Origin of the sequence: Helcobacillus sp. ACRRO (genome assembly GCF_022347125.1) — a bacterium.
Lineage (GTDB): Bacteria > Actinomycetota > Actinomycetes > Actinomycetales > Dermabacteraceae > Helcobacillus > Helcobacillus massiliensis.
In genome coordinates this window covers 23,329-41,147 of sequence record NZ_JAKRNG010000024.1, presented here as the reverse complement: position 1 = coordinate 41,147, position 17,819 = coordinate 23,329, and the positions used below count along the sequence as shown (strand labels likewise).

19 protein-coding genes and 1 tRNA gene are annotated in these 17,819 nt (G+C 65.4%); 9 read left to right on the top strand and 11 right to left on the bottom strand.

The genetic code is table 11. The annotated features are described in order from the left end of the window. Both MHY20_RS09040 and MHY20_RS09035 read right to left on the bottom strand, forming a co-directional pair. On the bottom strand, window positions 1-414 hold a 414-nt coding region (locus tag MHY20_RS09040), incomplete at its 3' end, for a DUF4916 domain-containing protein (RefSeq protein WP_239376308.1). 81 nt (window positions 415-495) lie between these two features. After that, window positions 496-580 (bottom strand) — tRNA-Leu (locus tag MHY20_RS09035). A gap of 220 nt (window positions 581-800) precedes the next feature. Between MHY20_RS09035 and MHY20_RS09030 the strand changes: the two genes are divergently transcribed. Further along, the gene (locus MHY20_RS09030) at window positions 801-1,169 is read left to right on the top strand and encodes a DUF3618 domain-containing protein (protein ID WP_239376307.1); all 369 of its coding nucleotides are present in this window, start codon (window positions 801-803) and stop codon (window positions 1,167-1,169) included. A gap of 105 nt (window positions 1,170-1,274) precedes the next feature. Then, on the top strand, window positions 1,275-2,030 hold the full coding sequence (locus tag MHY20_RS09025) for an SDR family oxidoreductase (RefSeq protein WP_183373808.1): 756 nt from the start codon (window positions 1,275-1,277) through the stop codon (window positions 2,028-2,030). A gap of 40 nt (window positions 2,031-2,070) precedes the next feature. Here the strand turns inward: MHY20_RS09025 and MHY20_RS09020 are convergent, their stop codons facing one another. The 3 genes from MHY20_RS09020 to MHY20_RS09010 form a co-directional block, all read right to left on the bottom strand. Next, window positions 2,071-2,505 carry a YchJ family metal-binding protein gene (locus tag MHY20_RS09020; protein ID WP_239376306.1) on the bottom strand — a complete coding sequence of 145 codons (435 nt, stop codon included), beginning with the start codon at window positions 2,503-2,505 and terminating at the stop codon, window positions 2,071-2,073. Then, on the bottom strand, window positions 2,505-3,173 hold the full coding sequence (locus MHY20_RS09015; RefSeq protein WP_239376305.1) for a hypothetical protein: 669 nt from the start codon (window positions 3,171-3,173) through the stop codon (window positions 2,505-2,507). The genes MHY20_RS09020 and MHY20_RS09015 overlap by 1 nt, the downstream gene beginning before the upstream one ends. 122 nt (window positions 3,174-3,295) lie before the next feature. Beyond that, window positions 3,296-3,817: a ferritin gene (locus MHY20_RS09010; RefSeq protein ID WP_239376304.1), complete on the bottom strand. Its 522-nt coding sequence runs from the start codon at window positions 3,815-3,817 to the stop codon at window positions 3,296-3,298. A 194-nt stretch (window positions 3,818-4,011) separates the two neighbouring features. Here MHY20_RS09010 and MHY20_RS09005 point away from each other — a divergent pair, with 194 nt between their 5' ends. The 3 genes from MHY20_RS09005 to MHY20_RS08995 all read left to right on the top strand — a co-directional run bounded on the left by MHY20_RS09005 (window position 4,012) and on the right by MHY20_RS08995 (window position 6,078). Further along, window positions 4,012-5,160: a calcium:proton antiporter gene (locus MHY20_RS09005; protein ID WP_239376303.1), complete on the top strand. Its 1,149-nt coding sequence runs from the start codon at window positions 4,012-4,014 to the stop codon at window positions 5,158-5,160. 214 nt (window positions 5,161-5,374) lie between these two features. Continuing rightward, a complete protein-coding gene (locus MHY20_RS09000; protein WP_239376302.1) occupies window positions 5,375-5,764 on the top strand; it encodes a type II toxin-antitoxin system RelE/ParE family toxin in 390 nt (129 codons plus the stop codon). Then, window positions 5,761-6,078 carry a helix-turn-helix transcriptional regulator gene (locus MHY20_RS08995; protein ID WP_239376300.1) on the top strand — a complete coding sequence of 106 codons (318 nt, stop codon included), beginning with the start codon at window positions 5,761-5,763 and terminating at the stop codon, window positions 6,076-6,078. The genes MHY20_RS09000 and MHY20_RS08995 overlap by 4 nt, the downstream gene beginning before the upstream one ends. On the opposite strand, the gene MHY20_RS08990 is transcribed toward MHY20_RS08995, so the two are convergent. After that, on the bottom strand, window positions 6,071-6,643 hold the full coding sequence (locus MHY20_RS08990; RefSeq protein ID WP_239376298.1) for a recombinase family protein: 573 nt from the start codon (window positions 6,641-6,643) through the stop codon (window positions 6,071-6,073). The genes MHY20_RS08995 and MHY20_RS08990 overlap by 8 nt on opposite strands. 1 nt (window position 6,644) lies before the next feature. After that, window positions 6,645-7,010, bottom strand: a complete 366-nt coding sequence (locus tag MHY20_RS08985; protein ID WP_239376296.1) for a hypothetical protein — start codon at window positions 7,008-7,010, stop codon at window positions 6,645-6,647. Window positions 7,011-8,551: 1,541 nt separating this feature from the next. Between MHY20_RS08985 and MHY20_RS08980 the strand changes: the two genes are divergently transcribed. The 3 genes from MHY20_RS08980 to nrdH are packed head-to-tail and all read left to right on the top strand — an operon-like array spanning window position 8,552 to window position 10,511. Further along, window positions 8,552-9,085 (top strand): hypothetical protein, encoded by a 534-nt coding sequence (locus MHY20_RS08980; protein ID WP_239376294.1) that lies wholly within the window; start codon window positions 8,552-8,554, stop codon window positions 9,083-9,085. Further along, window positions 9,082-10,218: a C40 family peptidase gene (locus tag MHY20_RS08975; RefSeq protein ID WP_239376292.1), complete on the top strand. Its 1,137-nt coding sequence runs from the start codon at window positions 9,082-9,084 to the stop codon at window positions 10,216-10,218. The genes MHY20_RS08980 and MHY20_RS08975 overlap by 4 nt, the downstream gene beginning before the upstream one ends. Before the next feature lie 14 nt (window positions 10,219-10,232). Further along, window positions 10,233-10,511 (top strand): glutaredoxin-like protein NrdH, encoded by a 279-nt coding sequence (gene nrdH / locus MHY20_RS08970; RefSeq protein ID WP_239376290.1) that lies wholly within the window; start codon window positions 10,233-10,235, stop codon window positions 10,509-10,511. A 4-nt stretch (window positions 10,512-10,515) separates the two neighbouring features. On the opposite strand, the gene MHY20_RS08965 is transcribed toward nrdH, so the two are convergent. Together MHY20_RS08965 and MHY20_RS08960 are read right to left on the bottom strand one after the other, a co-directional pair. Beyond that, window positions 10,516-10,740 (bottom strand): hypothetical protein, encoded by a 225-nt coding sequence (locus MHY20_RS08965; RefSeq protein ID WP_239376288.1) that lies wholly within the window; start codon window positions 10,738-10,740, stop codon window positions 10,516-10,518. Window positions 10,741-11,289: 549 nt separating this feature from the next. After that, complete coding sequence (locus MHY20_RS08960) at window positions 11,290-12,120, bottom strand: DUF2637 domain-containing protein (RefSeq protein ID WP_239376286.1); 831 nt, start codon at window positions 12,118-12,120, stop codon at window positions 11,290-11,292. Window positions 12,121-12,492: 372 nt separating this feature from the next. On the opposite strand from MHY20_RS08960, the gene MHY20_RS08955 reads away from it, so the two are divergent. Further along, window positions 12,493-16,260 (top strand): AAA family ATPase, encoded by a 3,768-nt coding sequence (locus MHY20_RS08955; protein WP_239376284.1) that lies wholly within the window; start codon window positions 12,493-12,495, stop codon window positions 16,258-16,260. A gap of 249 nt (window positions 16,261-16,509) precedes the next feature. Here the strand turns inward: MHY20_RS08955 and MHY20_RS08950 are convergent, their stop codons facing one another. Both MHY20_RS08950 and MHY20_RS08945 read right to left on the bottom strand, forming a co-directional pair. Beyond that, window positions 16,510-17,070, bottom strand: coding sequence for a hypothetical protein (locus tag MHY20_RS08950; protein ID WP_239376282.1), 561 nt, complete (start codon window positions 17,068-17,070; stop codon window positions 16,510-16,512). Then, entirely contained in the window at window positions 17,060-17,716 is a 657-nt protein-coding gene (locus MHY20_RS08945) for a hypothetical protein (protein WP_239376281.1), read from the bottom strand. The genes MHY20_RS08950 and MHY20_RS08945 overlap by 11 nt, the downstream gene beginning before the upstream one ends. Between the last annotated feature and the right edge of the window lie 103 nt (window positions 17,717-17,819).

Genomic DNA, 17,819 nt, shown 5'->3' with positions numbered 1-17,819 from the left:
CTGCGGTTCGCATTCGCCTTCCACCGGCACCACGTACACCATGGACACGGCGTGCTGGCGCGGGTCGTGGAAGAGGACATCGGGTCCGTCGGTGGGGAAGTACTCCGCGACCGTCATCGGGGTGATGGACGTGGGGATCTTCGGGAAGCTCATCGAGCCGAGGTCCTTCTCCACGTGCCGTATGATGGCGTCGCGCAGGGTTTCGCGCACGAGGACGCGGCCGGAGACGATGGAGCGGACGATGTGGCCGCCGCCGTCGGCTCGCAGCAGCAGTCCGACTTCGGTGATGGCGCCGCTGGCGTCCTGGCGCACGGGGATGATGTCCACGTAGAGGATCGGCAGGCGGCTGCGCAGATACTCGAGCTCGTCGCGGTCGAACCAGGCGGATTCGGTGCCAACAGCGGTGCGTGTCATGCGGGGTCCTCGTTCGGGAAGTGGGCGGGGTCTCAATCCCTGCCAACTCTACCCGCCGCCTCTGGGGCGGCCGCAGATCGGTGGTGCGCGAGAGGGGACTTGAACCCCTACGTCCTCAGACACTGGAACCTAAATCCAGCGCGTCTACCAATTCCGCCACTCGCGCGCGGCCCACAGCCTAACCCGGGCCGCGTCCGGCGCGGGTCTCAGGTGTCGACGGTGCAGGGCTCGGCTCGTCAGGGTGCCGGGTCCGGCTCGCCAGAGCGCGAGTCGCGGCTCGTCACGGGGCGGGTCGCGGGTGGCTGCGTCGCGGCCAAGGTTCTGCCAGGGTGCCGCGCGGTACCCTGGAGGGTGAATGAGCCCAGATCCGACGATGGAGAGTGAACGTGGCTGACAAGAACAAGGAGTCCCTCGCGGACATGCGCGCTGACGCATACCGTCGCCAGAACAACCTCGCGGGTGATGTCGCCGAGCTGCTGGACCGAGTGAACCCGAAGAACGTCCTTGAGCGCACGAAGAACGAGGCTGTTGATAAGGGCCGTGCGTTCTTCCTCGACTCCAATGGCAAGCCGAAGCCCGGCCCCGCAGCCGGTGTCGGCGGCGCCACCCTCGCCGGCATCGCCGTCGTCGTCGGCGCAGCGCTCCTCACCGTGAAGTCCAAGCAGGACGATGAGCGCAACGAGGAGCTCCGCCAGGCGAAGGAGCGCGTGAAGCGCCTCAAGCAGCGCCCCGTCAACAAGCGCGTCGTCGTCTGACCAGCGCCATGAGGTCCACCGCGTTCGCCACCGGCGGCGCGGTGGATCGCCGTGTCTGAGAACCGGCGAGTCCCGTCCCCTCCAGAGAACCGAACAGGAATGATGATGAACGATCAGCAGAACCTCACCGCCGTGATCACCGGGTCCTCCCGCGGCGTCGGCGCCGACACCGCCAAGCTCCTCGCCGGCCAGGGCTTCAACGTGGTGGTGAACTACCGGGAGAAGGCGCCGCGCGCGAACAAGGTCGTGCAGCAGATCGAAGAAGCGGGCGGTCGGGCGATCGCCGTCGGCGCCGATCTGACCAAGCCTGAGGACGTGAAGACGCTGATGCAGTCCGCCGTGGATGAGTTCGGCTCCCTGGACCTGCTGGTGCTCAACGCCTCCGGCGGTATGGAGAAGAACCTCGGTGAGGACTACGCGCTGCGCCTGAACCGCGACGCCCAGGTCGGTGCCCTGACGACTGCGCTGCCGCTGATGCAGCCGGGCTCCCGCGTGGTGTTCGTGACGAGCCACCAGGCCCACTTCATCAACGATGTGGAGACCATGGCCGAGTACCACGAGGTGGCGAAGTCCAAGCGCGCCGGTGAGGATGCGCTGACGGCGATGGTGCCGGAGATGAAGGACCAGGGCGTCAGCTTCGTGGTCGTCTCCGGGGACATGATCGAAGGCACGGTGACCGCGACTCTGCTGAACCGCGCCCAGCCGGGTGCTCTGGAGTCCCGCCGTGAAGCCGCCGGCCGCCTCTACAGCGTCGCCGAATTCGCTGAAGAGATCGTCGCCATGGCGACCGCGGACGTCGAGACCGGACACGTGGAGCTCGTGGGCGGTGCGGAGGACTTCCTTGCACAGGTGAAGAAGTAACCGGACTCAGCGCTCGCGGCGCGGGGCGGCCGACGGGGTCTCAGTCGAGGATCTCGCCGGTGGTGTAGAGCCACGCCCCGCCGTCGCGGACGAACTGCGAACGCTCATGCAGTTCCACGCGGCCACCCGAGCCGCGCCCGATGCCGATGAACTCCACGACCCCGCGGTCATCGGCGTCGGCGCCGCCGACCACGTCCCGGATCAGCAGGCGGCGCCATTGCGGCGCCTCGGGGCTGGCCAGGTCCGCGGCGAGCTCCGCCGCATCCGGGCGGGTCTCGGGGTGCCAGGTGCGCAGCAGATGCGCAGCGTCCCCGATGGCGAAGGCGGCGAAGCGGGAGCGCATCAGCGCTTCCGCGGTCCGAGCGGCGCCGGGCCCGGTGGTCGACGGCGCCGCGATGACCGGGCCGCAGCATTCACTCCAGGGCGCACGGCTGCTGCACGGGCAGGGCTCTGACGCGGCGGGATCGGCGGCCATCACAGCGCCTGCCCGCTGACGCGTTCGAGGACGCTGCGGCAGTCGTCGCTGAACGTGACGGACAGGGCGCCGCCGTCCTCCAGGGTGGACAGCTGCTCGATGCGTTCGCCGCGCTGCCAGAAGATGTGCGGGGACAGGCGGTCCTCACGCTCGGCCCCGCTGAACTCGTGAGCGGCGAAGCGCAGCAGGGCCCGGATCGCGGGCAGCACTGACGCGTCCCGAATCGGAGAATAGGCGAACAGTCGGGAGTGCGGCGCAGCGAAGAGGTAGCCGTCCTCCGTGGGGCGGAACCCGTCGGCCTGCTCGATGAGATCGGCCCCCACCAGCAGCTTGGACGCCGTCAGGGCGGTCTCCCCGGTGACGGCGGTGAAGGAGCAGGTGGCGTCGCCGTGGCGGTCGATGTCGATGAGGTCCATGGCGGCGAGGTTGTCGATGCCGATGGCGAACAGTTCGTCCCAGCCGCCGAAGCGCTCCACGGAGGACTGGGTGAGGGGGATGATGCCGTCGGGCAGGTCCAGCACGAGGATGGCGACGAGGTCCGCGGTCATCAGACGGAAGGGGACCGAGCGCATCTGCGCGAACTGGTCCTTGGTGATGACGCGGACGAACGTGTGGTGGGCGACGTCCGTGCGGTGAGCGCGCGAGAGGTCGAGGATCGGCTGGGTCATGGCCACAACAGTAGCGCGCCCGCGAGTCCGTGCAGACTCAGCGGGCGCGCTGCTGTTCAGTGCTGGGAACGCGGGCCGACGGGGCCCGGTGACCAGCGGGTGCTCAGCACCTCAAGGGGTGCTCAGGCCTCGTTCTCGGTGCCGTCGGAGGTGCGCTGGCCGAGCTCCTGGTCGATGCGGAGCAGACCGGAGCCGTCCTCGCCGACGAGTTCGAGCTGACCGACGATCTCACCGACGGTTGCCTCCTCTTCGAGCTGCTCGTCGATGAACCAGTTGAGCAGGGGGCGGGCGTCGAGGTCGCCGGCCTTCTCGGTCTCGCGGTACAGCTCGCGGATCGCTTCGGACACCTTCTGCTCATGCGCGAGGGCGGCCTGGAAGATCTCCAGGGCCGTCATCGTCTTCTCTGTGAGCTCGGGCGCGGGAATGCTCTCGATCTGCGCGTGGCCCTCACGATCAACCACATGGTCGATGAACTTGTTGGCGTGGACGATCTCCTCATCCGCCTGGGCGCGCAGCCACTGGCCCATGCCGGAGAGGTCCTGGCGGTCGGCCTCGATGGCGAGCTGACGGTAGGTCATGCTGGCTTCGAATTCGAGGGTGATCTGGTCGTTGAACTTCTTCTCAAGGTCCTTCGTGATCTTCATGTGATCACCGTACGGCTCGAGTTTGTGACAGTCCTCAACACGTGCTCAGAGCCAGCTGAGGCCGGCCGCGTCGCCCGCGACGCATCCGGGCGGGGCCTGCCCAGGGGATAGGATCGCCGGCGTGACCGATGCGGCGGGGACGGCCCCGCCTGTGCCGCACCGAGCGGGGACGGCCCCGCAGAACCAGGCTTCGAATGCCCCGCACTGCCCGCACTGTCCTGACCCCTGCTGCGATTGCGCGACTGCTGATCGGGTGGGGATCCGTCGGCGCCCTCGCGGCGCTCACCCCGGCCCTGACCGCCACCGCATCCACGCCGGTCCTCGCAGTGGCGCTCGCCGTGATCGTCGGGATCATCCTGGTCTGCTCCTTCGGAGTGGTGGCTGAAGCCGAAGCGCTCGCAGACCTGCTCGGCGACCCATACGGCACCCTGGTGCTCACCCTGTCGATCGCGCTGATCGAGGTCACGCTGATCTCCTCGGTCATGCTCGGCCCCGGCGACCATCAGACGATCGCCCGTGACTCCGTGGTCGCGGTCTCGATGATCATCCTCAATCTGGTGATCGGCCTGTCGCTGGTGGTGGGGGCCCGGCGGCACGGCCCGATGCTGCCGAATCGTCGCGGGGCGGTGCAGTACCTGATGCTGACGCTCCTGTTCTCGGCGATCGCGTTCGTTCTGCCGCACCCGCTCGGCACGGACGGTGCCTTGTCGGCCCGGATCGGGGTCCTTGTGGCAGTGCTCGTGACCGGGGTGTACGCGGTGTTCCTCGTTCGTCAGATGGGGCGCGGGAAGCGGGACTTCCAGGAGGCGGCGGCAGGCGCGCCGCACCCAGCCGATGCGGCGCCGGGGAGTTCGTCAGCCGCAGTGGGGGAGGGGCCGACGGGTGCCGCCCGCGTCCTGGTTCTGCGCACTCTGCTGCTGATCGCGCTGGCGCTGCCGATCGTGCTGATCTCCCAGTCGATGGCGGCGCTGCTCGACATCGCCGTGACACGGGCGCAGGCGCCCGTGGCGCTGTCGGGCCTGCTGATCGCGGCGATCGTGTTCCTGCCGGAGACGATCACGTCGGTCCGGGCGGGTGCGGCGGGGGAGATCCAGCGGGTGTCGAACCTGTGCCATGGGGCCCTGGTGTCCACCGTGGGGCTGACGATCCCGTCGGTCCTCATCATCGGTGCGCTGACGGGTCAGCGGGTGGTGCTCGCGGCATCGTGGCCGGAGATCGCGATCATGGCGATCACGCTGGTCCTCACCGCAGCCGGATTCCTCCGCGGACGGATCGGAGCCGGCTTCGGGTGGGGGCACCTCGGCCTGTTCGCCGTGTATGCGGCCGTGGTGCTGGTGGGCTGAGCGTGGAGACCTGACGGGGGTATGCAGAAGGCCCCGCCGGTGATCCGACGGGGCCTTCCCATGCAGTGTGCGCCATCAGGGATTCGAACCCCGGACCCACTGATTAAGAGTCTCCGCCCGGCAGGACGCCTAATCGAAGTGGACTTCCGTGCTCAGCGCCGCCGACTTGGGGATGCAGGTTGCACCAATATGTCATCGGTGACATACTTGAGCCGTGGCATGGGACGTGCAGATGACGAAGGAAGTGCGCAAGTGGCTTCGGCAGCTCTCTCCTGGTGACCTTCGCAGGGCGGAGCGTCGGCTCGATCAGCTGGCCACCAATGGCCCCGAGTTGTCGATGCCCCATGCTCGCCAGCTAGACAAGAACCTCTACGAGCTCAGATTTACCGCGAGCAACGTTGAACAGCGGGTGACGTACACGTTCGAGCCCGAGCGGCGCGTCATCACCTTGACCCAGTTCCGCAAGCAGCGTCAGCGCGAGACACGCCACGTGCAGCGAGCACGCGAGGTTGCCCGGGATTGGCACAGACAGCGCGCGCACTTCGAGCAACGCGGAGGTAAGGACCCGTTGGATGACACCACAAGATGGAGGCCAAAACCATGAGTACCACCATTGAGGCATCGACCAAGACCTACTCATATCGTGATGAGATCGACGCCATCAAGGCGGACTTCACTCCGGCGCAGCAGCGCGAGTACGAGGCCGCCGATCTGGAGATGCGCGTGGAAGATATGTCATCACGCTTGGTCTACAACGCGCGCCGTGACGCAGGTATGACTCAGGCTGAGCTTGCGAAGCGCGCAGGCACCAACCAGGCAGTCATTTCCAAGATCGAATCCGGCCAGGTTCCGACGCTGCCAATGCTCCAGCGCATCGCAGATGCTCTCGGCAAGGACCTGTCCGTCAGCTTTAACTGAGCGAATCTCTACGACGGATCGCCCGACCGACGCTCGAAGCGCTCACGCCCAACACCTCTGCGATTGCTCGCAGACTCTTTCCCTGCTCCTGCAAGGCAACGGCCGCCTCCACGCGCTCTGGGGTCATTACCGTTGGTCGCCCGCCGACCCGGCCCTGTTCGCGCGCGTGAGCCAGGCCCCTTCGCGTGTTCTCCCGAATGAGGTCCACACGGAGCTGAGATAGGACAGCGAGGAAGCCGCTGAGAGCCCGCCCCTGTGCAGTAGTCGTGTCGATCGCCGGTTCCGTCAGGCTCCGCAGGTGCACCCCCTCCTCCTCCAGCTCACGCATGACTTCAATTGCCATCCGTTCGGTTCCTGCGATCCGATCCAGCGCCCGAACAAGCAGCACATCGCCTGAGCGTAACTCGGCCCGGCAAGCGAGCCACTGAGGACGATCAGACGTACGGCTTGACAGTCCTACGTCCACCCACACCTGTTCGGCACCAGCCTCATGAAGGGCGGCGATCTGGCTATCTGCCCGCTGATCAGAAGTGGAAACGCGGGCATACCCGAAGTAACGAGACATCTCAGAACAGCGGAACCGTATGCCAGAACTGAGGCGGAGCTTCAAAAAGGGGCCTCTCTTCGTGCTCCACCGGTGCGAGCTCGATAAGCAGTGCACCGTTGTTAGGGCCGGATGATGCAAGTAGGTCGGCTAGCTCGGCCAGCGCTCTGTCAGCCTCCTTCTTAGCCCCGGCAGGCGTACCGCTTCGGTAGATCGTTGGCGACAGGTGAATGTTAGCGAGGTGGACAGCACCGTCTCGGTGCTTAAGGACTCCAAAGAGATCGGCATGAATCAATGCCCGCTCAGGGGCGTAGGTGAGGTCATATCGCAGTTCCACAAGCTCATCGACGCGCACCAAGCTGTCATCTGAAAGTCGCATCCACAACATGTCCCAAGTGTAGTGCTGCACAAACGGTCGTTTCTGGCACACGCGCAGCCTGAGCCAAAACTGAACCGGCCTCCGAGACGGCCGCGTGCCAAAACAGTGTGCCATAAGCTCCGCGCCAAAAGTCACCCGCCTCAGCTTGTATCGGTGCGCCCAAGCTAAGGAGAAGGAACTGTGAGCAACGAGCCTGCGCAGCCCCAACCCCAACGAATCGCGACCGATTGGAAAGCTCTTGCGGCAGGTGCACTCGCCCTCATCCTGGGTGTGGGCTTGGTGATAGCCCTCAGCACATTGGGCAGCCGAGCACCAGAGGGTGCGACAACGACTGACGAGGGATTGACCGTTATCGAGGTCGAGCACACCTTGAGGGACGGCCGAACCATCACTTGCCTGAGCTCCACACAAGGACGCTCCGGGGGCTTGTCGTGCGACTGGAGCAACCCCCGCTAAGCACGGGACACTCATTCCAGTACCGCTACGAACCACGAGCTCCGGTCAGAGTCGAGGCTGCCGCGGCCCGCTACGCGGCCCTTGCCTTCGATCCGGTGGGCCAGCTGGCACCAAGGGTTGCGGTGATGGGGAGACTATCGCGGTCAGCACCGTTCCAGCGCGGTCCAGGATTAGGGGCGCGAAACGTCGAGGAGGAGAAAGAAGTTCTGTTGCGGGGCGGCGGGTGTGAGTGAAGCATGTGCGCATGGATGCTTGGACTCAATCGGTTGATCAATGGAGCTTCTGGCTGAGAGCAGCAGAGCGGGCGACAGGGACTGTGAAGCTCAGGGTGTACCACGTCATGACTTTCGCTCGGTCCACACGCACCGCCGCGCCCAGCGACGTCACCGAGCATGATGTGATCCGCTATCTCACTGCTTCAGATTGGTCCGCGAGCACACGGCGCTCGCACCGTGCGTCAATCTCCCAGTTCTTCCGATGGGCCATCACGCGAGGTCTAGCTGAGCACGATCCAACGGCAGGGCTCCTGCCCATCAAGCGCACGCGAACGTTGCCACGACCGGCCCCAGATGACGTCATCCTTGCCGCCCTCCACGCCGCAGACACACGTGTCCGCCTGATGCTTCTCTTCGCGTGTGAGGCTGGCCTACGGCGCGGCGAAATCGCCCGCATCCACTCTGGCGACCTGATCGGTCCCAAGGGCGACAGCTCTGTTCGCGTGCACGGCAAGGGGCGCAAACAGCGAGTCGTTCCACTCACCGAACGTCTCCGCATCGAGCTGCTTCAGGCTGGGCTGAGTACCGGCTGGCTCTTCCCCAGCCCACGACGTGAGGGCCCGATAGGCGCCATCCGCGTTGGAGAACTCGTCTCCGCAGCCCTCCCGAATCCATGGACCTGTCACTCGCTACGGCACCGGTTCGCCACAACTGCCTATCGAAACAGCCGAGACCTCCTACTCGTCCAAACCCTCCTGGGACACTCCAAACCCGAGACCACCGCTCTCTACGTGCACGTGGACACCAGCAGCGCCCGGGAGATCGTCGAGCGAGGCACCATAGCGGCCTGAACGTCGTGCCGACTCCGCTTGTCTCATCATGATCAACCGACGCGCCATTCTTGTCATCGGGGCAGCAGCCACCCTGGCTGGATGCAGTGAGTCTGCGACCCCTACACGAAGCCCTGATAAGCCGTCAGAGCCGAGCACACCACAAGCAGCCGCACCAACGCCCGATCCCTGGGAAAGCGTCGAGGCCAATGGCGACGCTCCACGCGGACCCTCGGACGAGGGACCGCCCTCCGCTGCCCCAGGCGATGCAGAGTCCGCCAAGCGGTTCGCAACTGACACGATCACACTGCTTCTGGACAACTCCAAAGACACGGAGACCTGGTGGAAGGCCGTAGGTCCGAGGCTTACCCCCGAGGCGCAGGAGATCTGGAAGTACACCGAGACCCGGCGAATCCCCGATGCTGAGATCACCGGCCCGGCGAGCGTGCTCACGGTCAGCGGCGTGGACGCCGAAGTGGAAGTGCCCACCTCGCTAGGCACCTGGACGGTGGTGCTCTTCCGCAACCAGCCCACGGACGGCTGGAAGGCATCAGCCATTGAAATCCCGCAGGACTCCCAATGAGCAAGATCAGCAGGGCTAGCTTCCTTGGTGGATGCTGTGCCCTCCCGGTGCTCGTTGGCGGAGGCGTCATCGCGGCCGTCGGTACGGCTCTGCTGGGCACGACCGATGACGGGTCCAACGAAGCGATGTGCTCGGGGTCCGCCCTCAACGTCAACATCGACGGAGACGTACCAACCGTTGGTGGCTACTCAGAACAGGCGATGAAGAACGCTGCTGTCATCATGCAGATCGGTGAGCAGCTGCAAATACCGGCCAGAGGCCAGCTGGTCGCGCTCATGACCGCGATGCAGGAGAGCCAGCTTGGCGACAACCCAGCCGCAGCCACCCCTGATAGCAACGGCGATGCCGGAGTATTCCAGCAGCGCCAACTACCCGGCTGGTACGGCACTCTTGAGCAGGTGAATGACCTCAGCTACGCCGCAGAGGTGTTTTACAAGGGCAAGACGCTCACCGACGAGGTACCCGGCGGTGCAGGGCCGAAGGGGTATCACATCCCCGGTCTGCTCGATGTGTCCGGCTGGGAGGGAATGGCGCCGACGGTTGCTGCCCAGCAGGTGCAGCGCAGCGCTTTCCCATCCGCGTACGCGAAGCATGAAGACGCTGCCCGCCAAATCATGTCAGCGCTGTCGGGTGTCAACGTCGAGATTGACAGCTCAACCCCGGGAGCGGCCACTTGCGAATCAACGGGTGCTTCCGATGGAGGTGTGGCAGTCCCTGGAGACGTTGCGGCGGTCATCGAGGCAGCCCGGTCCACTCTCGGCAGTCCGTACGTCTTCGGGGCGGGCGACTGGAACGGCCCCAACGGCCCCAGCGGTGGGCAGGATTGCTCAGGTCTGACCACGTTCGCCTATATGCAGGGCGCGGGTCAGCGACTTCCCCGTACCGCTCGTGCCCAATGGGCAGCGCTTCGCTCCACCTCAGTATCGCCCGCAGAGATTCAACCTGGTGACCTCATTTTTGAGGCGTGGGGCAGGCTGGGGGCCGAGGTGTCTCACGTAACCCTGTACATCGGTGATGGACAGGCTATTGAAGCAAGTATCAGCGCCGGTCGAACCAAAATCTCTAAAGCCCGGCTCAGTGGTCATCAGTTCGTAGGTATCGGGCGTGTACCCAAGACTTTCGGTAAGCAGTAAGCGGGGTTGTCACAATGACTGTAACCGTCTATTCCAAGCCTGGCTGTGTTCAGTGTGATGCCACTGAGCGGCAACTAATGCGGCACGGAGTGCAGTTCATAACGGTAGACCTTACGCAGCACCCGGGCGCGTTGAAGCGCATCAAAGACCTGGGGTACCGGCAAGCTCCGGTTGTCGTTGCGGACGGCACTCACTGGAGCGGCTTTCGTCCGGACAAGATCAAATCACTGGCGCTCTCCGGCGGCGAGGGCGCTTCGTCTTCTCCGGCGCGCGCTCCCCGCGCGAGGTTTTGAGGCTCTACTTCACACCCAGCACTGTTGCGATCAGGCCCGCTGCTGGGATGAGGACGGACATGACTGCGATGGTGGCGAAGCACCCCAGGCAGCTCTTCGTCTTCGCGTGAGTTCTACTGAACATCAGAAGGGCGATCCCGACGATGGCGGCCAGAACTGCGGCACCCGTGAGCGCCGCGCCGAGCATGATCTCCAGTGTCGGTTCGGGTACGTCTGGTGCTGAACTCATTCGTCGGACCTCCTAGCTCTGTCGTCAGCTACTCAGCGGCGTTGATCTCCTGCGCATCCTCGCAGACTGCCGCTGCCCTCAACAGTGCCTGGCTCAGTGTGATCGCTTCGGGGCCGCGTTTCTTCTCACTGTGGTCAGCTCGCACGCGCCATGCCGCGGTTAGAGCCAGGTGCTCGGCAGTTTCCCAGAGGTCTGCTGGCAGTGATCCAGGCAGCTCAGGGCTCACCCACTCTGACGTCAAGATTTCCAGTATCTGGTCAATCTGAGCGGTCCGTGCCGGGCCGCTCACTTCTCGCGCAGCACGCGCTGCTTCCGCGATCTCATGTGCCATCGGCGCTGTCACCGCCACAGAGCTGCCAGCCTGGCTCCGAGCCCGCCGCTCGTGGAGACGAATCACCGCTCGCAGTCGATGCAGACGAGCCGATGCGCCACTGTGCACGACGCGCTGAGCCGCCCGGAGCCGCGTCGTGTCCGCTTCCGACGGGTTGGTGGGGAACCACCAGTTCGCAACCCTCTTCATGATCGTTCCTCCTGCTTCGTGGTCATGGTTCATGCCTGAGCCGCCAGCTGCTCACGCGCTGCTTTGAGTCGGCGCTTGCCGGTCGACAGGCTCACTCCGAGGCGATCAGCCACCACCTGACCACTGACAGACTTCCCCTGATCCTCCTGGTCTTGAATCCACTGAGCCAGGGCCACCGGCTCATCAATCGGCCCGGGCTCATCGACCGGTTCTGCTGGGTCAGTGGGCGAGGACACCGGCTCAGCCCGGTCAGCCGTGGGCTCAGCCGGTTCTGGCTCAGGCACCTGCTTCTCGGGCTCATGCTGGCTCACGTCTGAACTCGGTTCAGGGCTCAGACTCATGGTGGGTCGGGGCTCGACCACGGCAGGCTCCTGTACAGCGCTCACTCGTGGTGCAACCGACCCCGGGCTGGGCGGGGTGGTCCACCTCCACCGGGGCAACATCATCACCAGAAGGTGAGTGGACAGCAGCAGTGCCACCGGAGGCACGCCGGACACGGCCACGGCGACGAGGGCGGGCAGGTCCACCCGCCCGCCGCTGGAGAGGGCGTGGAGCCCATTGCCAATCACCGAGATCAGAGCGAAGAGAGCGAGCTGTGCCCACGGGTAGGCCCGCACGGTGCGATCCGCGGCGGTGCGGAGCACCAGCGCCGCCGCCGTAGCAACCACCATCGACCCATCCACCACCACTGGCCACATCCACGCGATTTCCGAGCGGATGCCCGCGCCCCGCGCCAGCTCTGTCAGCGCATCGAAGCTCATCGCGAATGCCAACAGCGCCACGGCACCGGCACCGGTTGCAGACGCTCCTATCAATGTCCGCCGAAGCATCAACGGCGCCACACGCTCAGTCACGCTCATCCAGTCCCTCCACCGCGATCACCAGACCGCCATCTTCAACCACGAACAGCTCCAGCTGCTCAACGTCCTCTTCACGGCTCATCGCCGCTCCTTCCGTCACGCCGACAAGCCGCACCGCAACGACACCCGCACCCCATCAGCAAGAATTGCTATGCACGTAAGCACTACGTGGTCTTGTGCGCTACGCTGGGCCTCATGCGAGGCGGTGTGCAGGTGTGGCGACGTGGCGTGAATGGCCACGGGCTCCGTCATGCCACGGCGTACGCTCTCCAGGGCGGGTGTGATGCTGCCGAGGTCTCCCGGCAGGTCTCAGCCGGTGCAGATGCAGCCGTGGGCTACGGCCCCGAGGGCGCTCCCACGGTTGAGCGGATAGTGGCCACCGAGGCTGGCCTCCAGCGTGACCGCCTGGACCAGGACTCGCTCAAAGCGTGGATTGATGCTGCCGACCCGCTCACCGGGGAGCAGCGCGGCCGCTCTATCACCTCACCCGAGGCTCACCTGCTGTACGACTCCACGATCAATGCGCCGAAGACCTACTCGCTCGCTGGCGTGCTGCACCCCGAGCTTCGTGCGGAGTTCGACGCGCTCATGGACCGCATCACCGAACGCACCGTTGAGGACTGGCGTGAGCAGCTGGCGACACGTCGTGGCCAGGGCGGTAGGCAGCGGCTTGGTCTGGCTCAGGTCGAGGTGGTTCAGCTGGACCATGAGCGTTCACGCTCCCTGGACCCCCACGCGCACCGTCACCTGTGGCTCAATGCGAAGGTTCAGGGTGCTGATGGCAAGTGGTCCAATGTGGACTCGCAGCTCGTGTTTCGGCTCCAGCCACTGGTGAATGCTCGCGGTGAGCTCGCGGCCCGCACTGATGCCCGCTGGCGCTCGGCTCTGGCTCGCCACGGCTACTCGCTGAACGACGAGGGGGAGATTGCTGAGCTGGCTCATCTGGTCCGGCCCATGAGCAAGCGGGCTCAGCAGATCGAGCGGAACAAGCAGAAGCTTGAGGCCGATTGGCGGGAGGCTCACCCAGGTCAGGAGCTGAGCCCGCGCCTGATCGAGTCGTGGGACAGGCGCGCATGGGCGCTGGACCGGGCTCAAAAACCTGATGAGCTGGATGAGGACCAGTGGCGTGACCAGGTGCGCCGCGAGATCGCAGACATTGACCCGGCGGTGCTGTCCGAACGTGGACCACGGCCCACGGAACCGGTTCACGCAGCCGAAGTAGACCGTGACCGGCTCACGGCTCATGCCCTGAGCTGGACCGACCAGCGGGCCGTCCGGTCTCAGTCACGGTTCTCCCGCGTTGACCTTCGAGCCGGGGCCACTATGGCGGTGGCCCACCTCCAGCTCACTGAGCCGCCAGAAGTGCTGAACCAGCTGATCCGTGAGGTGGAAACCCGAGCCCTGGCTCAGTGCGAGTCTCTTGCCCCTGGCCCGGCGGCCGAGGACGTGAAGACGATGCGGCTCATCGACGTGGGTGAGACCCGTCAGAAGATCACCGCACGAGCAGCCACCCGCGCCGCGCTGGGTGACACCACCCCCGCGGCCGTGGACGTGATCGCCGCCGCCGTTGAGAGCATTGATGCCGAGCGCGCCGAGGAAGGGGAGCAGCCGATCAAGCTGGACGGCCAGCAGATCGCGGCCGCTCGCACCATCGCGGGCAGTGCTCCTCTCGTCGCTATCGAGGGGCCAGCCGGAGCAGGCAAGACCACCATGCTCACCGTGGCAGAGCGGACGATCCGGGCCCAGGGCAGCCAGATGCACACCGTGACCCCCACCATGAAGGCTGCACAGGTGGCGCAGGCAGAGATCGGCAACGACTCATCCAGTCTCCACGCGCTGCTGTACGCCCACGGGTGGCGCTGGAGTGAGGACCAGGGAGGCCGCACTCACTGGAGCCGCCTCAGCGATGGCGATGTAGACGTCAACGGGCAGGTCTGGCACGCTCCCACCCGCGCCATCGCCCGAGGAGACATCATCGTCTGCGATGAGGCGGGCATGGTGGACCTGGACTCGATGAACGCCCTACTCACCCTGGCTGATGAGACGGGGGCACGAGTCGCCCTCGTCGGTGACCCGCACCAGGTCCGCCCCGTGGGCCATTCCGGTGCGATGGCTCTGGTTCAGCGTGAACTCCCCGATGACGCTAAGGCTGACCTCCACTCCATCCACCGCTTCCGCACCGCAGCAGGCGACGCAGATACGGCCTACGCCGAGATCACCCGTGACCTCCGCTCAGTCGGAAGCGAAGCGAAAGCCCGCGAAGTTGCTGCATGGCTCACCCATCACGGCTACATCACCCGATGCAGTGATGACCAGGACCAAGTGGACGCAGCCGCGGCTGCCTGGGTCGAGGCCCACGGCCGGGGAGAGTCCATCGCGGTCATGGCGGATACCAACGAGATCGTCACGGCCATCAACGATCAGGTGCAGCAGACCCGACTAGATCGCGGCCAGCTTGACACCACGGCCACCGCGCCCATCCGCGACAGCGCCACCGCACACATCGGCGATGTAGTCACCACTCGCAAGAACAACCGTGACGCAGCATTCACGGTGGCCAACCGTGAACAGTGGACCATCCAGAACATCACCGGCGCAGGCATCACCCTCACCGGCGGCATCGACAACCGCAGCGAAACGATCACCCACGAGTACGCCCGTGAGCACCTGTCACTCGGGTACGCCTCCACAGTGCATGGCGCACAGGGAGTGTCCACACGCTCGGCCGTTACCGTGCTCACTGACACCACTAGCGCGGCGCAGCTCTACGTCGGGATGACCCGCGGAAAGTACGACAACCGCCTTCTGGTGGCAGCCCCCGATGGCACCGGCGCTGCCGAGCAGATCACGGAGGCGATGCAACGCGACCGCCACGATCTCTCCGACGACCAACTACGTCATGTAGTCGCCGCAGAAACCGCGCGAGCCGGTGACCCTGCTGAGCCGTGTGAGCCTGAGCCCCAACCGTGGCGTGATCGCCCAATGGGGGACGTGGATGAGCCTCAGTGGGTCATGGACCGGCTCACCGCGAATCGGGATCGGCTCACGGCCGAGGCCCGCGCCCTGGCTGACCAGCGCCACCTGGCCCATCACCGGCTCACCACCGAGCTGACCCCGGGCCGCGACCGCGCCCACCGAGATGGAGCCGATGCGCTGACCCTCGCGACTCACAACCGGCAGATCGAGGCGGCTCAGAAAGCCCTCACCGAGCTCAGTGAGCAGCACAAGGCCATCACCGCACAGCTCAACGCCACCGAGACCACATTGGATCAGCTCACCTCCGAGCTCGAATACCGAGCCACTATGGACCGCGAACAGCGCCACCGCGAGGACCATGAACGTGAACATGCCGCGCTGCACTCCCCGGCCTGGCTCACCGACGAGCTTCGCCGCCCCCACGGCCTCACAGCCAACCTCACCGCCGCCCGCCGCGAGCTGGAGGAAGCCCGTGCCCGCCATACCGCTCGACGGGACAGGGCCTCACTGGAGATCGACACCGCGGCAGCTACCACTGCCGACGCGGCCGACTACGCCGCACAGGCCGCCGCCGCAGCCGACGCCGCACGCCGCTCCCTCGCACGCATACGAGACGAGGCACTCACCGGCGCGCTGAACACGATCACGACCGAAGCAGAAAATCTGGACCGCATTCACGAGGCGGCTCAGCGCGCTGGACTGTTCCGACGCGCTTCTGCCCGCCGCGCCGCAAGCGACGCGGCCGCCGCCTTCATCGCCACCTGGGGGCAGACCCCGCCCACGGAGGGACGGAGCAGCTGGCTGATCGAACGAGCCTCCTCCGCGGTCGAGGACCGGCTGCAAGCAACCGAAGAGCACCGCCGGGCCGAAGCCGCGCAACAGCGGGCCGACGCAGCACAGAGCGCACACCAGCGCGCTCAGCGCGCCGAAGACTCCCTTGCCCGGACGATCACCGACGCGGAGAAGTCGCTTCGTGCTCTGGAGCGCGATGACCACGACCTCACCCGCGAGGCACGCATTCGATCCGTCATGCCACATGAAATCGCTCTGAAAGAGCACCGGGTCCGGGCGGCACATTTCCGCCAGCGCCAGAATCAGGACTCTAACGGGCGCCCACGATTCGACAGTGACAACGACAAGCCCCGTCAGCGGCAGCGCTTCTGACATGAAGAAGCGGCCCGAAGGAGTCTCCTTCGGGCCGCTCACCGATCCGTTCTCTAGCCGTGGACGCCTGGGCCTGGCCGCGCCTGGTTCTGTTGCTTCTTATAGCAATCAAAGCAATCTCGTTGCGATAGCCAACGCGCGAAGCTCTCACGGTAATCCGCACGGGTTGCCGATAAATCCCTGACAGCGGTATGGCCGCATGCAAACTGAATTTCCCATCGGCTCGGGATAGCGACCTTCTGGCTCATTTCAGCGGCCCCGCGTGAAATCCACGAACACGACGTTCATCGATCCCCCGCCCCGTCCTGCTTCCAAATGGTTCTGTACAGCGAGATCGACACGGGCGCTCTGCGCCGCGAACTCACGGCTCATCTCACCCTCCTCCGCGATCTCGCGTGCCCAACTCTGGACACGGGGTGCAACGTGCTCATCCGTCGTGCACCGCAACGTCCCCGTGATGGCAGCGACCTCCTGCCTGACCCATGAGAAGTAGCGATGGAAGTCGATAGGTCCTGTCCCTGGCTGCATCTCGTGGTACAGGGTGTCGTAGGAATCGCGGGCCGCGCTCCACAGCTGCACCAGATCAGGGTGCTGCTCCCAGCAGGGCAGGATCACCGACGACGGAAGAGCCCACTCGGTTGTCATCTGAGCAACCCACAGGCGCAGCCGATCCAGCTCATCGCCCCACTCGTGGACCGACAGAGCCATCCAATCGACCGGATGCGGAAGCTCAGCCATCTCGGTATCGTCAGTCTGCTCGATTTCCTGTTCCAGATCGCGGAACTGATCCAGGTTCTGATCATCGGCCATTGCGCAGCCACCTCTCATATTGATCCCAATTCGCGGCACCGCCCAAGGGTGTTTCTAGTATCTCAGGCCGCGCCGCCACCGCCTCCACAAGCTGGTCCACCACGACGTCGTGTGCCGGAATCTCCACTGTGACCGCGCGCACCACCGGCAGAGGGTACGTCACGGCCGCCAGCGTCAGGTACGCCCGCACCGTTTCACTCTCCAGGGACCTCGTAAGGACGCGCAGCGCTGTTTTCCGCAATCCACGCCGCACTAGAACTTCCGGCAGAGCCTCCAGCGCTTCAGGCCCCTCGACGTCCGCCACTCGCCGTGCCAGTGAACGACGAACCAGGCCCGCTGTCGCTGTTTCGCTGATGACGCGCCCCTCGCGCAGAGCTTCCCACCATGACGACTCCAGGTGCGATTGGTCATCGGTGTGGATCAGCAGACAGCGCCACTCGTCACCCACCATTCGAAGCACATGAGGACAGCTAGCTTCCAGAACCTCGAAATTCGCCCGAGCCGTTAGATCGTCATGATCAACGCCCCACTTCGTGGTCGGTACCCGAACCCAGCCAGCGGCCGACGCCCCCTTTAAAGCCGACGCGGGCACCGCCGGAGTGCCCGCGTCATCGACCATTCCGACCGAGAAGTCAACGCTGTACATCCGGCTCTCCTCTCTTCTGGCGCGCTACGGCAAGCAACCGCCACATCACTGTTTCGTAATCCATGCCGCGCCATCGGCCCGCGTCGTACGCAGCGTGCACCCA

Bases quoted from the DNA above. Each gene is read 5' to 3' on its own strand.
- MHY20_RS08945 (WP_239376281.1), bottom strand. From the start codon at position 17,716: ATGTACAGCGTTGACTTCTCGGTCGGAATGGTCGATGACGCGGGCACT.
- MHY20_RS09015 (WP_239376305.1), bottom strand. From the start codon at position 3,173: ATGACCCAGCCGATCCTCGACCTCTCGCGCGCTCACCGCACGGACGTC.
- MHY20_RS08960 (WP_239376286.1), bottom strand. From the start codon at position 12,120: ATGAGCGTGACTGAGCGTGTGGCGCCGTTGATGCTTCGGCGGACATTG.
- MHY20_RS08980 (WP_239376294.1), top strand. From the start codon at position 8,552: ATGATCAACCGACGCGCCATTCTTGTCATCGGGGCAGCAGCCACCCTG.
- MHY20_RS08995 (WP_239376300.1), top strand. From the start codon at position 5,761: ATGAGTACCACCATTGAGGCATCGACCAAGACCTACTCATATCGTGAT.
- MHY20_RS08985 (WP_239376296.1), bottom strand. From the start codon at position 7,010: ATGTTGTGGATGCGACTTTCAGATGACAGCTTGGTGCGCGTCGATGAG.
- MHY20_RS09005 (WP_239376303.1), top strand. From the start codon at position 4,012: ATGCCCCGCACTGCCCGCACTGTCCTGACCCCTGCTGCGATTGCGCGA.
- MHY20_RS08965 (WP_239376288.1), bottom strand. From the start codon at position 10,740: ATGAGTTCAGCACCAGACGTACCCGAACCGACACTGGAGATCATGCTC.
- MHY20_RS08950 (WP_239376282.1), bottom strand. From the start codon at position 17,070: ATGGCCGATGATCAGAACCTGGATCAGTTCCGCGATCTGGAACAGGAA.
- MHY20_RS09020 (WP_239376306.1), bottom strand. From the start codon at position 2,505: ATGGCCGCCGATCCCGCCGCGTCAGAGCCCTGCCCGTGCAGCAGCCGT.
- MHY20_RS09025 (WP_183373808.1), top strand. From the start codon at position 1,275: ATGAACGATCAGCAGAACCTCACCGCCGTGATCACCGGGTCCTCCCGC.
- MHY20_RS08990 (WP_239376298.1), bottom strand. From the start codon at position 6,643: ATGTCTCGTTACTTCGGGTATGCCCGCGTTTCCACTTCTGATCAGCGG.
- MHY20_RS09010 (WP_239376304.1), bottom strand. From the start codon at position 3,817: ATGAAGATCACGAAGGACCTTGAGAAGAAGTTCAACGACCAGATCACC.
- MHY20_RS08975 (WP_239376292.1), top strand. From the start codon at position 9,082: ATGAGCAAGATCAGCAGGGCTAGCTTCCTTGGTGGATGCTGTGCCCTC.
- nrdH (WP_239376290.1), top strand. From the start codon at position 10,233: ATGACTGTAACCGTCTATTCCAAGCCTGGCTGTGTTCAGTGTGATGCC.